Genomic DNA, 15,025 nt, shown 5'->3' with positions numbered 1-15,025 from the left:
CCCCAAATATCGCGTGTAAATGACCGCCGCCCCCTAAAATAAACTCTGGAGTTTGTTAAAGGGTATGCAATCTGACTGCTTTCCATCACAATTAATGCAACTTTTATGGTGCTAAATATTCTGGCGCTGCCCTTAGCGTTTCAATTTACATCGCCGGGCCCAATTATCTTTGAACTTGGCCCCGTAGCCATCCGCTGGTACGGGCTGTTGATAGCTTCGGCCGTCTTGATTGGGGTCAGTCTGTCCCAATACTTAGCTCAAAAACGCCGCGTCAACCCGGAATTATTGGGTGATTTGGCAATTTGGCTGGTTTTGGGCGCTATTCCCTGCGCTCGAATTTATTACGTGGCTTTCGAGTGGCAGCAATACGCCCAGAGGCCTGAAGATATTATTGCGATTTGGAAAGGCGGAATTGCCATTCACGGGGCGATTTTGGGTGGGACGATCGCAGCTTTAATTTTTGCGAAAATTCAGCGAGTTTCTTTTTGGCAATTGGCAGATTTAATCGCGCCTTCGGCAATTCTCGGTCAGGCGATCGGACGCTGGGGAAATTTCTTTAACTCGGAAGCTTTTGGCAGTCCTACGGATTTGCCTTGGAAACTCTATATTCCGCCAAACAGCCGCCCGCCCGCCTACGCTAATTTTGAATACTTCCACCCCACATTTCTCTACGAATCCCTGTGGAATTTGACAGTATTTGGGTTGCTTCTGACTTTATTTTTTCGCGATGTGCAGGGCAAAATTAGCTTGAAAACGGGTGCTTTATTTTTGATCTATATCGCGGCTTACAGTTCCGGTAGAGTCTGGATTGAAGGGTTGCGGACTGATAGTTTGATGTTCGGGCCGCTGCGGACGGCACAGATGGTAAGCTTGACTGGGATTGTGTTAGGGTTGGGCGGGTTAGCTTGGCTTTATCTGCTCGATCGACCTTTACCCGATGTTGTCTCTCCCAATAGCGATCGGGCAAAGATCACTCCGAAATTGCCAGAGGATCAATAAAAAACCCCAGAGAGGTTAGTCTCTAGGGTTCAAAACCAGGGTGCATCTACCATCTATTACTTCCAACCAAAATAGGTGTGCCCGGAAGACTGAATAAATTTAGGAAATTTTTTAGCAGCAATGAGTTTGACAGAGATTGAAGCCCTAATTCCAGGGGTATACATTGTAGGTGCAGGCCCGGGAGACCCGGATTTGTTGACTGTTAAGGCTCAAAAATTACTGGCTGCAGCCGATGTCATATTATTTGCTGATTCCTTAGTCCCAGAGCAAATTTTGCAGGGGGTACGCGGGGATGCTGAAGTGATCCAAACTGCGGATAAGACCCTCGAAGAGATTGTACCTTTGATGGTGCAACGAGTGCGCGATGGTAAAAGCGTCGTCCGCCTCCATTCCGGTGATCCCTGTCTCTACGGGGCCGTCGGGGAACAAATGCAAGCTTTGGCCTCCGAGGGAATTGCTTTTGAGGTAATCCCAGGAATTAGCGCTTTCCAACTTGCGGCGGCTAAACTTAAAATTGAGTTGACAGTTCCGGGAGTTGTGCAGACAATTATTTTGACGCGAATTAGCGGCAGAACTGAAGTACCGGAACGCGAAGAATTGGCGACTTTAGCGGCTCATCAAGCGAGTTTGTGCCTGTATTTGAGTGCCCGCCATGTCGAAAAAGCTCAAGCTAAATTGATGGAACATTACCCATCTGATTTGCCTGTAGCGATTTGTTATCGGTTGGGCTGGCCCGATGAAAAAATTGTGCTAGTTCCCCTTGACAAAATGGCAGTTGCTACCCGCGAAAATAATTTGATCAGAACGACAATGTATGTGATTAGTCCGGCGTTGGGAAAATCAGCAGAAGGGCGATCGCGCTTGTACCATCCAGAGCACGATCGGCTTTTCCGACTCTCGAAGGAAGAAGGAAGAAGGAAGAAGGAAGAAGGAAGAGGGAAGAAGGAAGAAGGAAGAGGGAAGAAGGAGCAATTATGAAATAACCAATTACCAATTCCCCATTCTCAATTCCCCAATCTAAAATCTAAAAAGGAAGAAGGAAGAAGGAAGAAGGAAGAGGGAAGAAGGAGCAATTATGAAATAACCAATTACCAATTCCCAATTCTCAATTCCCCAATCTAAAATCTAAAAAGGAAGAAGGAAGAAGGAAGAGGGAAGAAGGAGCAATTATGAAATAACCAATTACCAATTCCCAATTCTCAATTCCCCAATCTAAAATCTAAAATCTAAAATCTAAAATCTCCATGACTGATTTAACTCGCAGACAATTTATCATTGTCACCGCATTAAGCGCCGGATTTACCTTAGCAGTTCATCCTATTGCGGCTGCCGTTATCAATACGGATGCTGCTGGTTTAGTTGCAGGTGAGGTAAAAATTCCCGTAAAAGACGGCTCAATTCCAGCCTACAGAGCAATGCCAGCCAGCGGCAGCAATTTTCCAGTAATTTTAGTAATTCAAGAAATCTTCGGAGTTCACGCGCACCTTCAAGATATTTGCCGCCGTTTGGCAAAATTAGGTTATTTAGCGATCGCCCCAGAAATGTTTGCCCGTCAAGGTGATGTTTCTAAACTCACCGAGGTTCAAGAAATTATTAGTAAAGTTGTCTCGAAAGTTCCTGACGCTCAAGTTATGTCCGATTTAGATGCAACTGTAGAGTGGGCACAAAAGTCAGGAAAAGGCAATACTAATAAGTTGGGAATTACAGGATTTTGCTGGGGTGGCAGAATTGTTTGGCTGTACTCTTCCCACAACCCGAAAGTCAAAGCTGGAGTGGCTTGGTACGGGCGTGTAGTTGGCAATTCTACGGCTTTAACTCCCAAACAGCCGATCGACATTGCAGCCAGTTTGAAAGTGCCCGTATTGGGGCTTTACGGTGGCAAAGACGAGGGAATTCCCAACGATACAGTCGAGAAAATGCGGGAAGTTCTCAAAACTGGCAGCAGCGGTTCCGAAATTGTGCTTTATCCAGATGCGCCGCACGCTTTTAACGCCGACTATCGCCCCAGTTACCGGAAAAAAGAAGCTGAGGATGGTTGGAAACGGATGCAAGATTGGTTTAAAAAGTATGGAGTTTCTTGACAGTTGTAAGCTGTTAATTTTGACTTAAAACTGGTTTGAAATACTCACCGGCTATCAGGCGCGGTGATTCTTGACGCTTCATAGGGTTCTGCTACCGGAGTAGTCTGACAATCCCTCTGCGCCCGTTTTGAGTCGTGGCGATTCCCCATCCCGACTTTTTGTATGTTCCTCGAAGCATTTTGATCTCTGTCTTGCTCAGTGCCACAACTAACACAAAGCACTGAACGAATAGACAAATCAATTTTGCCCCATTTAAAACCACAATCCGCACAAACTTGGCTAGTAAATTCCCACCTACTAATTACCTGAAATTCTCTACCAAACTTTTCAGACTTAGCCTCACAGAGAGTCCTGAATTCTCGCCATCCTTGCTGACTAATTGCCCGTGAAAGCTTCCGGTTTTTCACCATTCCTGATACATTCAAGTCTTCCAAAATAATCACTTGGTTTTCGTTGACTACTTTGGTTGATAATTTATGCAGGAAATCTTTGCGGGCATCGGCAATGCGGTTGTGCAACTTAGCAATTTTGATTCGGGTTGCGTTTCTCCTTTTAGAGTCTTTTGGTTGACGAGCTAATTTGCGCTGGAGTTTGCGAACTTTCCGGTCTAATTTTTTGTAGTTAGGGCTTTCGGCTTTTTCACCATTGCTCATCACTGCAAAAGTTTTAATCCCCAAATCGATTCCGATGCTTTGGTTTTTGGCATCAGAATGAACGGGTTGAACTTCTACCACAAAGCTTAGGAAATAACGATTTGCACAATCTTTGATTACCGTGACTGAGCTAGGTTCAGATGGAAGTTCTCTTGACCATATTGGGCTTACAATACCAATCTTGGCTAAATAGACACCGCCATTTTTTAGAGAAAAACCGCCAATCCTAAATCGGGCCGACTGGCTATTTGTTCTTTTCTTGAACTTAGGATAACCAACCTTACGACCTTTTCTCTTCCCCTTGCAGGAATCGAAGAAGTTTTTAAAAGCTGTTTCTAAGTCTGCTACAGATTGCTGTAGAGGAATATTAGAAACCTCGCTCAGCCAAGCTCTTTCTTCGGTCTTTTTCGCTTGGGTTATTACGATTTTTTGCAAATCAGACGAACTTGGTTTTTTTTCAGACTGTTTACAGAGAGCCAGACTGTCGTTCCAGACCATGCGGACGCAGCCAAACAGCCGAGCCAAGCTCTGTCTCTGTTCGGTCGTCGGATAAAATCTGTACCGGAATCTCGCCTTCATGGTTATACTGAATGTTGGTCTGTAAGTTTGATTATATATTGGTCTGTAAGTAATGACAACAGTTTACCGTCGCGAGCGCAATTCTGTTACACAACTTAAAATACACTTGGTATGTATAACAAAATATCGTCGGTCTGTATTCACGAGCGAAGGTCTTGATTTGATTGAAAAGTCGTTTCGAGAAGTAGCCCAAAAAATGAACTTTCAAGTGCTAGAGTTCAACGGGGAAGCCGATCATGTTCATACGCTGATCGAGTATCCGCCTAAATTGTCGATATCTCAAATAGTTAACGCACTCAAAGGTGTTTCCAGTCGTCGATACGGACAGGCTGGACACAAAAAACCCCACAAAGAAGCATTATGGAGTCCTAGTTATTTTGCTGTTTCTGTTGGGGGTGCGCCTTTAGAAGTTTTGAAAGAGTATATTAGAAATCAAGAAAAGCCGTCCTAGAAGGACGGGGCTTGTATCCCATTTTTCTTGGTCAAGTTTGGGCTCGAAAAAGGCAATATTAGCGAATAGCCCTGAAGACAGGTGGGTTTGTGGGCCCGACATTGGTAAACTGAGCGATGTAGAATTATCGATCGAACAGGTAAGCCCGTGCTAGACGAACAAGCTAAAAAGACCATCTTGCGGAAAATCCCTCACGGATTGTACATCTGCGGTGTCAAAGACGGGGAGGAAGTCAACGGTTTCACCGCTAGCTGGGTGATGCAATCTTCCTTTACCCCTCCCTTAGTTGTCAACTGCGTCAAGCAAGACTCCAAATCCCACGCCATGATCAAAGCCAGCGGTGTCTTTGCTTTGAGTTTCCTAGAAGCAGGGCAAAAAGAGTTAGCCCAGAAATTCTTCAAGCAGCAGCGCCGCGTTGGCAATAAATTTGAGGATGTAGAATTTTATCCGGGCGCGGAAACTGGTTGTCCGATTATCTCAGACTCTCTGGGTTACATCGAGTGCAAAGTTGTCGGGGCTGTGGAACACGGGGATCACACGGTTTATGTGGGAGAAGTTTTGGCTGCAGGCGTCCACCGAGAAGGCAATCCGTTGCTGCTAGAAAGCACCGGTTGGAATTACGGCGGCTAAAGACCTCTGGCAGTTGGCAACTGGCAGTTGTCAGTTGTCAGTTGTCAGTTGTTAAGGGAGGCGAGTTAAAATTAATAAAAAATCGGCGACAATTTTGTCGGCATTTTCTTCGGTCAAAATTGGTACGTGTACGAAAATACATTTGGTGCTAAGTTGAGAATCTGCAAGGTGTTTTAAAACTGCATAATACAGGGCTTCGCAAACAAATTTTCCGGCTTCGTGACTAATTTCGGTTGCAGCTAAATCAGCGACTAGCGGTTCGAGATTAACTGCGGTTTTCAGAATGTCGCTATCGCAGCAAGCGCAGGATTCTACGGTTAATTTTTGACGACTTTCGGCCATGCCGCAGCAGATAATAGTGTCGGGTTGGAGTTGATTGATTTGGGCGATCGCTAAATCAGGTGCTAGCTGGAAATCTACTGGCAGTTTCCTCAAAAAAGTCAGGGAATCAGGCAAAGATTTGATCTGGGAAATCTTGGCTAATAAGTCGTCGGAAGAGTTGGATTGCTGATGGGGAAGCCAAGTATCAAATGAGGTTAGCAGGATTTTGGTTGTCATAAATGATGGGGGATTGTTAACGGTTGACTGTTGACTAATGACTAATGACTGTTGACTAATGACTAATGACTAATGACTGTTGACTAATGACTAATGACTAATGACTAATGACTAATGACTAATGACTAATGACTAATTGTATGCAATAATACTGATATTGATAATATAAGGCAAGTAAGTCAATGTCTGTCATTGCAGTAGTAGACTATGACATGGGCAATCTGCACTCAGTCTGTAAAGGCTTGGAAAATGTGGGTGCAGTGCCAAAAATTACAGATTCTCCTGCTATAATCGAGCAGGCTGATGCGGTGGTTTTGCCGGGGGTGGGTTCGTTTGACCCGGCAATGCAGAATTTACGATCGCGCAATTTGATAGAACCGATAAAAAGGGCGATCGCCTCGGGAAAACCTTTTTTAGGCATTTGTTTGGGTTTGCAAATTCTGTTTGAAAGTTCCGAAGAAGGTGTAGAACCTGGATTGGGCGTTATTGCGGGAAAAGTGCGCCGATTTCGCTCGGAACCGGGTTTGACAATTCCGCACATGGGATGGAATCAATTGCAATTTACTCAGCCGAATTTGCCGCTGTGGCAAAATTTACCGTCTGATCCTTGGGTTTATTTCGTGCATTCTTATTATGTCGATCCAGTTGATTGGGAAGTGCGATCGGCAATTGTGACTCACGGCAGTCAAAACGTGACGGCGGCTATAGCTAAAGACAATCTGATGGCCGTGCAATTTCACCCGGAAAAGTCTTCGAGTACGGGATTGCAAATGCTGTCAAATTTTGTCAGTCTGGTGAGGGAAAAAGTACCTGCTTAGGTGGCATGAATCTTAAAAAAAACCCGGTAGATTGCCGAAACCGGGTTTGACATTTTTAAAACTGTTCTTCCTTCTTCCTGACATCCGTTACATCCGTTGCCGAACTTCCTTCTTTTTTCTTCCTGACATCCGTTACATCCGTTACATCCGTTACACAATCCGTTGCCGAACTTCCTTCTTCCTAAATGACTTTAAGAATCAGTGGCAATCGCCAAATCAAAACCCTGCCGGGACTCGCAACTCGCCCTACACCTTCGCGAGTCAGAGAAGCTTTATTTAATATTTGGCAAGGGACGATCGCAGATTGCAGATGGCTTGACATTTGTACCGGCAGCGGTTCGATGGGTGCAGAAGCTTTGTGTCGTCAAGCCGCGAGTGTCACTGGCATCGAACAGTCGGCGAAAGCTTGTGCGATTATCCGCGAAAACTGGGAGAAAATAGCAGACTCGTCCCAAACATTCCACATACTGCGGGGAAACGCGACGGCGAAGTTGGCGGCACTAGCGGGGCAGCAGTTCGATCGCATTTACTTCGATCCGCCCTACGCCAGCGACTTGTACGAACCTGTGTTAAACACGATCGCCAGCCAAGAAATGCTAGCACTCCTCGGCGAAATCGCGATCGAACACAGCCCGGAGCGATCGACACAAGCGATTTCCGGCCTAGAAATTTGCCGCCACAAAGTATACGGCAATACAGCATTAACCTTCTATACCCGCAGTGGCTGAGAGGCTCAAACCGCAGCAGCGTCACTCCTGCAGGCAAAAAGAAACCGGGTTTCCTGGCGTTGGCGCCCCCGGTACTAAAAGTTTTTCCATTGCGTAGAATACAAATTTTTCCGATGAAGTTAAGCTTGGTGCGTAGGTTGTCAGAGCAAGTTGCTTCAGCAATCGACGAAATAAATGGAGTTTAGGCTGAAAATAAAGACTTTCAGTTGTAACATGAACCCAAAGTGTGAGTGTGAATATTCCTAAAGGAGTGAATATGGTTCAGACACCTTCGCGCCCTCGTGGCAGCGAGTTTCCGGCTGCTAACTCGGTACAGCCAGTCAAACGCGATACGATTCTGCTGGGAGATAGCCTCCCCCTGCCCAATACCAAACTCTTCGGCACAGACGGCATTCGCGGGAAAGTTGGAGAATTGCTGAATGCACCCCTAGCCCTGCAAGTGGGCTTCTGGGCTGGACAAGTTCTACGGCAACATTCCTCCAACCAGGGGCCTGTGATTTTGGGACAAGACAGCAGGAATTCCAGCGATATGCTGGCAATGGCACTGTCAGCGGGTTTGACAGCCGCCGGTTTAGAAGTTTGGAATTTGGGCTTGTGTCCCACTCCCTGCGTTGCTTATCTGGCAAGCGTTTCGGAGTCGCTCGGCGGAGTGATGATTTCGGCTTCTCACAATCCCCCAGAAGACAACGGCATTAAATTTTTCGGCTCAAACGGCTCCAAGCTGTCGCAGCAGTTGCAGGAACAAATCGAAGCGGGAATCCGGGGGGCAAAGGTTCCAATTGCTAGCTTGGGTTTGGGACACCACTACCATCGGTCTGAGTTGGTTAAAGATTATGCCACTTCGCTCTGTGATTCGCTGCAACAGATGAATTTGGAGGGAATGCGGATAGTTTTGGATTTGGCTTGGGGGGCGGCTGCGGGTTTGGCGCCGGCGGTGTTCGCGCAAATGGGGGCGGATGTTATCTGTTTGCACGACTCTCCTGATGGATCTCGTATTAATGTTAACTGCGGTTCTACTCATCTCGACAGTTTGCAAGCGGCTGTTTTGGAACACAATGCCGATTTGGGATTTGCTTTTGACGGCGATGCCGATCGAGTTTTGTGTGTTGACAACCAAGGTCGAACGATTGACGGCGATTACATTCTTTATCTGTGGGGCCGGCAGTTACGGGACTCCGAACAGTTACCATCCAATTTAATTATTTCTACTGTAATGGCTAACCTCGGCTTCGAGCGAGCTTGGGAAGAATTGGGGGGCAAACTAACTAGAACCAACGTGGGAGATCAGTACGTTCACGCTGAAATGCAGCGCACTGGTGCGATGTTGGGCGGCGAACAGTCGGGACACATTCTTTGTCCGCATTATGGTGTCAGCGGCGACGGTTTGCTGACAGCTTTGCATTTGGCTTCGCTGGTGCGCCAGTCCGGGCAATCTTTGGCACAATTGGTAAGTGGCAGTTTCCAAACTTATCCGCAGTTGTTGCGAAATATTCGGGTGGAGGATCGCGAAAAACGCCTGAAATGGCACGAGTGCGAGGCAATGCAAAGTGCGATCGAACGTGCTACAACAGCAATGGGAGAACAGGGACGGGTTTTGGTTCGCGCTTCTGGCACTGAACCGCTAATGCGAGTTATGGTGGAAGCGGCCAGCGCCGAATTGGCTAATTTCTGGACTGAAAATTTAGTTTTAGCAGTTCAGCAACATATAGCTATCTGATGGAAATGGGGAATTGCTAAAACTTTTGAATTTTGAGTTTTGAGTTTTGAGTTGAAATCCTTTAAGTCAAAATTCATAAATCAAAATTTCTAACTATTAATTTCGAGTTTTAATCAACTTCTCCAAAAATAACGAGGGGGGCAGGCATCCTGCCTACCCTTAACTTTATTTTCACTCAATTGTGTGATGATGATTTCTGTTGTGATACCCACCTACAACCGCGAGCAACCTCTGCGAGAGACATTGGCTGATGCGATTGGGCAAAATTACCCGAATTTTGAAGTGCTGGTAATCGATCAAACTCGCACCCACGAATCGGAAACTCAAGTTTATTTAGAAGAATTGGCAAATGCTGGCAAAATTCGGTGGTTTCGGGTAGATTGGGCGAGTTTGCCGGCTGCTCGAAATTATGCAGTGCGACGCGCAGTTGGAGAGATTATTTTATTTATTGATGATGATGTACAATTGCCCAATGGTTTTTTGGCGGCTCACGCTGACAATTATTTAGAAAAACCCGATGTGGGATGTGTGGCGGGCAGGGTTTTTGACAGAATGAAACTGGATAATTCTGGAGGCGATTTGGCGATCGAATATTTGCCCTCAGAAGCTATGGATGCGGGCATTGCCTGGTATTTTATCGATTTGGTGCATACAGTAAAACCGCAGCAGGTGCTCTCGGCTAGAGGCTGCAATATGTCATTTCGCCGGCAGGTTTTTGCCGAGTGCGGGCTGAGGTTTGACGAGCGGTTTGCAGGGAGTGCGGTGCGGGAGGAGTCGGATTTTTGTTTGAGATTGCGATCGACTGGCATGAAAATTTGGTACGATCCCAATGCGTGTTTAGTTCACTTGGGGGAAGAGAGCGGGGGCTGTCACGATGTCAGCACGCGATCGATCGAATATCAAGTCACATTTTATCACAACCATTTCCTCATGGGATTGAAAAATTTAACAGCCTTTCAATGCCTGCGATTTTTTGCCAAACTGTTTGACTGCCACGTTTTGGGAAATCCACCTTGTTATAAAAGCCACTCGCCCATTAAAATTATAACTAGATTTGCTTTTTATATCCTGGGTTTTCTCAGTGCTATAAATACCCTAATTCAATCTCTGTGGAATGATGGACAAACTTACACCCATCAAGACAAGATTAACGCTCAATAATTCCCAATTCCCAATTCCCAATTCCCCATGCCCCATTCCCAATGCCCAATGCCCCATTCCCAATGCCCCATGCCCCATTCCCAATGCCCAATGCCCAATGCCCCATGCCCCATTCCCCATTCCCAATAAATGAGAATTCTCGTGGCTAGTCACACCTATATTGTGGACATTAATCGGGAAAAATTCAAGATATTAGCCAACCTAGAACCCGATATTGAAGTAACAGTTGTAGTGCCGCAGCGTTGGAAACCCGGAGGCGTACAAAATAAAATTATAGAAACCCAATTTTATCAAAAAGGCTCTTTTAAAGTAGTCCCCCTCTCCAACTTTAGTCAAAACAATCAAGGATTACTAACTTTTGGTATAGATTTAATTGAAGTTCTGCAAAAAATTAAACCGCAGATAATTCAAGTTGAACAAGGTGCAAAATCTCTCGCTTGCGCTCAGTTGATTTTACTAAATAAACTGCTCAAACTGCAAGCAAAAAATATATTATTTACTTGGTGGAATCTGCCTTATCAATTGAAGTGGCCCGTTTCAGTCTTAGAAAATTACAATCTTCAGCACACCGACGGAATTATTGCAGGCAACCTAGATGGAGCAAAAATTTTGCGGCAGCGGGGCTATCAAGGTGCGGTAAAAGTAATGCCACAACTCGGAGTAGATGAAGCTTTGTTTCGCCGCACTGGTAAAGACGCTGATTTATCGCGCAGGTTCGGTATTGAACCGACCGATTTTGTGGTAGGATTTGTAGGGCGATTTGTCGAAGAAAAAGGATTGTTGACTTTAGCTGAAGCCTTGGCCGGGTTGAAAAAAAGCTCTTGGAAGTGGCTGTTAGTAGGACAAGGAAAATTGCGGACGCACCTCGCCGAAAAATGTATTGAATGGGGAATCAGCGACCGAATAATCTGGGTAGAAAGCGTTTCCCACGAAGAAATTCCCCCTTACATTAACTTAATGAACTGTTTGGTATTGCCCTCGCAAACCAGCTATAAATTCAAAACTTTGACCACGGTGGGCTGGAAAGAACAATTCGGTCACGTTTTAATTGAAGCGATGGCTTGTCACATTCCGGTTATTGGTTCCGACTGCGGGGAAATTCCCCACGTCATCGGCGATGCGGGGTTATTATTCCCAGAAGGAAATGCAGGGGTGTTGCGAGAGTGTTTGCAGAAATTGATGGAGCGGCAGGAGTTGGCGGCCGATTTGGGCGATCGGGGTTATCATAGAGCGATGAGCAATTATACAAATAAAGCTTTAGCTGAGCAGTTATTGGACTTCTACAAAGAATTGTTGTAACTTTTAGCAGTATAATGCAAGTGTTAAATAAAAACTGTAGTAAATGTCTATTCCTTCCGAGATACGCTCTTTGGTTGACGAACTCTACCAGGTACTAGACGATAGCGATCGCCAAGCAACGCAGGGACTTTTTGCACTTAGAAGAGCAATGTCTCTTTTTCCCCAGAATGAAATACTGATGCAATACTTTTCTTCGATCAGTAATTTTCAATTCTGCGTATCAGGTGTTCGCTTACAAGCAGAGCACATTGTGGGCAATGTATTGATGGCTGGTGTGCCCGATGAAGATGTTCAAAAAGCAGGAGATTATTTAGCAGCCTTGCTACATATGGCTCCTGAATCGAGAATTATGATTGACAAAGTAGTTGAGAGATTAGAAGCATTGCAATGAAACAATTACCAGATGAAAGCCTACTGCTGGAAATTCTTGAAATTGTGAAAGCTGCGGAAGCAAAAGCCAGTGAAATGTATGAATTTTCCAAGACAATGGCTCACAATACCCAAATTACAGCAACAAAGAGAGAGGAAGCTGAACAGCTAGACGGGCAGCCTTTTGCAGATAATTAAATTTGTAATGGGAGATGTTGGTATGTTGATTTAAATAACTATCCCCCATGCGGATTCTCCAAATTATCCCCTCAATTTCCCTCGTCTACGAAAGTTGCAGGGCTTACGCATGGGGCGGCTAGAAACCCGGTTTCTACAACTTTCTCCCTCATCAATCAGGAAGAAAACTGTTAAGTTCTTCGACTAGCAAATGTACTGTTGTTGAAGGATTGTCCGTTTCAGGATTGGGGCGATCGTATTCCTGTAAAAGCCGTTTTGCGTGTTTAATTGCATCCTGCTGTCTGTCTTTTAGTTCCTCATAAATCGTCTCGCTGTTTTTCTTATACTCGTGTCCCAATAACTTGGTTAGCATATTTTGATAATCTTTGCGAGAAATTCCCGTATTATAAAAATGGAAGTGCAGCAAATACCACAATTCAAAAGCATCATTTGAATAAGCTACGTCAATGCCGTTATTTCTTGCAAGAGTTATGGCTGAATTAAAATTTTGCGAGTCGTTAGGATTTTTAGGGTTTTTATCGCGATCGAACACGCACCAAAATCGGTCTTTTTCGTCGGATTCTGTGTCGTTTTTTAACTCAATAGCTTTTTCTACTAAACTCTTCGTATTTTTTCCTTCTCCTTGGAGATCCAGCTTAATTACATTTGTGTCTACCGGGAAACTTCTAAAATAGTCGGGTTCTGTTTTCTCACCTTCGCACACGATTAAAAACCATCTTCTACTTTTATCTTTTCGATTGTAGTAATCAATCTTGCTTCTAGACGAACTTTTTTTACTCATGAAGTTCACCTATTAGTTCTTTAAAATTACCAATAAAAGGGATAGCGCCATACTTGCCGATAATGTAATCGCGCTCGAATGAGGCATCTTTTCCGACTTTATACTCTACCAAAGAGTACAAATCAGTAGCGCCTTTGTTGTCTTTTTCGGTAAACCATATTTGATCTTTGCGAAAACTTTTACTACTGAGCAAGTTTGTGTCGTGTGTAGTGAATATAAGCTGTGCGTTGTGCGGATTAGTCTCGTTAGAATTGAATAAGCAGATTAATTCGCGAGTAATCAGCGGATGCAGTCTGGCATCAAGTTCATCAATTAATAAAATTTTTCCTGTTCTTAAAGTATCCAGGAGAATGCCTGCTAATGCAAATAGTTTGTTTGTCCCCTCGGATTCGTGCGTTTCGATATCAAATAATTCTATAGCAGCCTGTTTCCCATCAGCATCATATTTCCGGTGAACTGTTTTCACGCCTACTTCATATATACCGAACATAGCGGTTTTCTGGGAAATATACTTTTTGATTTGAATATCAGCAATCCCTAAGTCTAATTTTTTGATGAATTCAATAATATCATGTCGGTAGCGATCGTTCTCAAAAGACTCTAAAGTTTCCTCGCGGTATTGTGTATCTTGCAAGCCTGATATCAATTGCAAAGTTTTACTGAACCACAGCAATATTTTGCCAGAAATTTTACCATTAAATTGTGCGACTACAGAAAGAAATAAAGCATTACTTCGGGTTTTATCGCTAATGCCTTGTCCCTCTGGGAAATCATCTAATATATAATTATCAAAATCCCGTTCAAAAAGCATTTTTTCTTCACTGTTATCAGCTTGAAAGAGCCACTCAGAAACAACTTCCCGCGCGTTCACCTCAAAACCGTACCTAAAAGTTTTGCCTTCGAGTAGAAAAACGATTTCAAAGAAAGACGGCTCTTTTTCTGTCTCCGTACTTAGCCTGAATGCTTCAATATCGATCGCGTCTGAAACTTGCGTTTCTTTGGATGAGTTGAGGACAAACCATTTCATAAAGTTAATAGCAGCAACAATGTTGCTCTTACCACTGGCGTTAGCTCCATAAATAGCAGCACTTTTGAGTAAGCTTAACTTATCATTAATTGGGAATACATTATTTTCATCCAGCTCTTTGTCTTCCTCAGTAATTGACGAGGCTACCATGCTGAGGGTGACAGTTTCTTTAAAAGATTTGTAGTTGCCGACGCTGAATCCAATCAGCATAACTTGCCTCCGATCGCCTAAATTAGTATAACGTGCAAATTTTGCAATTCTTTCTATGATAACACAACCAGCTACCTCAGCTAACAGGAAGTGCTAACCATGCGAATTATTCAAATTATCCCCTCAATTTCCCTCGTCTACGGCGGGCCGAGTCAAATGGTACTCGGACTTTCTGCGGCCCTCGCTTCCCAAGGCATTGATGTCACAATTATCACCACAGATTCTAACGGAGATATCGGTCAACTTCCCTTAGATGTTCCTCTAAATCAACCAATACAACAAAACGGCTATCAGATTATTTATTTCCGCTGTTATCCGTTTCGTAGATATAAGTTTTCTCTCTCGTTATTGCAGTGGTTGAATCAAAATGCGCGACAATTTGACCTCGCTCACATTCACGCTCTTTTCTCGCCAGTAACTACCCTCGCTGCTACAATTGCTAGATATCACAAGTTGCCATATATTATGCGTCCCTGCGGTATGCTTGACCCCGCCGACTTGCAGAAAAAAAAGCGCTTGAAACAGATTTATGCCACGCTTTTAGAACGCCCTAATTTAGCAGGGGCAGCCGCAATTCACTTCACAAGTAAAGAAGAGGCTAAAATCTCAGAAAGATTTGGTTTGGGTAGCACAGGCAAGATGCCCGTGCCACAGGATTTGGACTTCACAGGCAAGATGCCTGTGCCACGGGATTTGGACTTCACAGGCAAGATGCCTGTGCCACGGGATTTGGACTTCACAGGCAAGATGCCTGTGCCACGGGATT

General features: G+C 44.6%; 17 protein-coding genes. 13 read left to right on the top strand and 4 right to left on the bottom strand.

The annotated features are described in order from the left end of the window. Positions 1–105: 105 nt before the first annotated feature. The 3 genes from lgt to QUB04_RS12260 all read left to right on the top strand — a co-directional run bounded on the left by lgt (position 106) and on the right by QUB04_RS12260 (position 3,080). Complete coding sequence (gene lgt, locus QUB04_RS12270) at positions 106–999, top strand: prolipoprotein diacylglyceryl transferase (RefSeq protein WP_333284520.1); 894 nt, start codon at positions 106–108, stop codon at positions 997–999. A 120-nt stretch (positions 1,000–1,119) separates the two neighbouring features. Then, positions 1,120–1,977, top strand: a complete 858-nt coding sequence (cobM, locus tag QUB04_RS12265) for a precorrin-4 C(11)-methyltransferase (RefSeq protein ID WP_333284518.1) — start codon at positions 1,120–1,122, stop codon at positions 1,975–1,977. Positions 1,978–2,243: 266 nt separating this feature from the next. Further along, on the top strand, positions 2,244–3,080 hold the full coding sequence (locus QUB04_RS12260) for a dienelactone hydrolase family protein (protein ID WP_333284516.1): 837 nt from the start codon (positions 2,244–2,246) through the stop codon (positions 3,078–3,080). 44 nt (positions 3,081–3,124) lie between these two features. On the opposite strand, the gene QUB04_RS12255 is transcribed toward QUB04_RS12260, so the two are convergent. Then, positions 3,125–4,312, bottom strand: coding sequence for a transposase (locus QUB04_RS12255; RefSeq protein WP_333284514.1), 1,188 nt, complete (start codon positions 4,310–4,312; stop codon positions 3,125–3,127). 52 nt (positions 4,313–4,364) lie between these two features. Between QUB04_RS12255 and tnpA the strand changes: the two genes are divergently transcribed. Both tnpA and QUB04_RS12245 read left to right on the top strand, forming a co-directional pair. Beyond that, positions 4,365–4,763, top strand: a complete 399-nt coding sequence (gene tnpA, locus QUB04_RS12250; protein WP_333284512.1) for an IS200/IS605 family transposase — start codon at positions 4,365–4,367, stop codon at positions 4,761–4,763. 147 nt (positions 4,764–4,910) lie between these two features. Continuing rightward, on the top strand, positions 4,911–5,393 hold the full coding sequence (locus QUB04_RS12245; protein ID WP_333056840.1) for a flavin reductase family protein: 483 nt from the start codon (positions 4,911–4,913) through the stop codon (positions 5,391–5,393). 51 nt (positions 5,394–5,444) lie between these two features. Here QUB04_RS12245 and QUB04_RS12240 read toward each other — a convergent pair whose 3' ends face one another. Then, complete coding sequence (locus tag QUB04_RS12240) at positions 5,445–5,951, bottom strand: pyroglutamyl-peptidase I family protein (protein WP_333284510.1); 507 nt, start codon at positions 5,949–5,951, stop codon at positions 5,445–5,447. Between the two features lie 182 nt (positions 5,952–6,133). On the opposite strand from QUB04_RS12240, the gene hisH reads away from it, so the two are divergent. From hisH to QUB04_RS12205, 7 genes are all read left to right on the top strand, one after another. Continuing rightward, positions 6,134–6,769, top strand: coding sequence for an imidazole glycerol phosphate synthase subunit HisH (gene hisH / locus QUB04_RS12235; protein ID WP_333284508.1), 636 nt, complete (start codon positions 6,134–6,136; stop codon positions 6,767–6,769). Between the two features lie 185 nt (positions 6,770–6,954). Next, positions 6,955–7,497 (top strand): 16S rRNA (guanine(966)-N(2))-methyltransferase RsmD, encoded by a 543-nt coding sequence (gene rsmD, locus QUB04_RS12230; RefSeq protein WP_333284506.1) that lies wholly within the window; start codon positions 6,955–6,957, stop codon positions 7,495–7,497. 256 nt (positions 7,498–7,753) lie between these two features. Then, positions 7,754–9,214 carry a phosphoglucosamine mutase gene (glmM, locus tag QUB04_RS12225; protein ID WP_333284504.1) on the top strand — a complete coding sequence of 487 codons (1,461 nt, stop codon included), beginning with the start codon at positions 7,754–7,756 and terminating at the stop codon, positions 9,212–9,214. A gap of 186 nt (positions 9,215–9,400) precedes the next feature. Then, the gene (hpsN, locus tag QUB04_RS12220; RefSeq protein WP_333284502.1) at positions 9,401–10,375 is read left to right on the top strand and encodes a hormogonium polysaccharide biosynthesis glycosyltransferase HpsN; all 975 of its coding nucleotides are present in this window, start codon (positions 9,401–9,403) and stop codon (positions 10,373–10,375) included. Between the two features lie 129 nt (positions 10,376–10,504). Beyond that, positions 10,505–11,674, top strand: a complete 1,170-nt coding sequence (hpsO, locus tag QUB04_RS12215; protein WP_333284500.1) for a hormogonium polysaccharide biosynthesis glycosyltransferase HpsO — start codon at positions 10,505–10,507, stop codon at positions 11,672–11,674. A 43-nt stretch (positions 11,675–11,717) separates the two neighbouring features. Then, on the top strand, positions 11,718–12,065 hold the full coding sequence (locus QUB04_RS12210) for a hypothetical protein (RefSeq protein ID WP_333284498.1): 348 nt from the start codon (positions 11,718–11,720) through the stop codon (positions 12,063–12,065). Next, positions 12,062–12,241, top strand: coding sequence for a hypothetical protein (locus QUB04_RS12205; protein ID WP_332977946.1), 180 nt, complete (start codon positions 12,062–12,064; stop codon positions 12,239–12,241). The genes QUB04_RS12210 and QUB04_RS12205 overlap by 4 nt, the downstream gene beginning before the upstream one ends. 151 nt (positions 12,242–12,392) lie before the next feature. Here QUB04_RS12205 and QUB04_RS12200 read toward each other — a convergent pair whose 3' ends face one another. Next, complete coding sequence (locus tag QUB04_RS12200; RefSeq protein ID WP_333284496.1) at positions 12,393–13,022, bottom strand: RloB family protein; 630 nt, start codon at positions 13,020–13,022, stop codon at positions 12,393–12,395. Continuing rightward, a complete protein-coding gene (locus tag QUB04_RS12195; RefSeq protein ID WP_333284494.1) occupies positions 13,015–14,259 on the bottom strand; it encodes an ATP-binding protein in 1,245 nt (414 codons plus the stop codon). Before QUB04_RS12195 ends, QUB04_RS12200 begins: the two co-directional genes overlap by 8 nt. A 99-nt stretch (positions 14,260–14,358) precedes the next feature. Here QUB04_RS12195 and QUB04_RS12190 point away from each other — a divergent pair. After that, on the top strand, positions 14,359–15,025 hold a 667-nt coding region (locus tag QUB04_RS12190; protein WP_333284492.1), incomplete at its 3' end, for a glycosyltransferase.

The sequence above is a fragment of the Microcoleus sp. D2_18a_B4 genome, from assembly GCF_036702475.1.
Classification (GTDB): Bacteria; Cyanobacteriota; Cyanobacteriia; order Cyanobacteriales; family Microcoleaceae; genus Microcoleus.
This window is presented reverse-complemented; position numbering and strand designations above follow the sequence as displayed.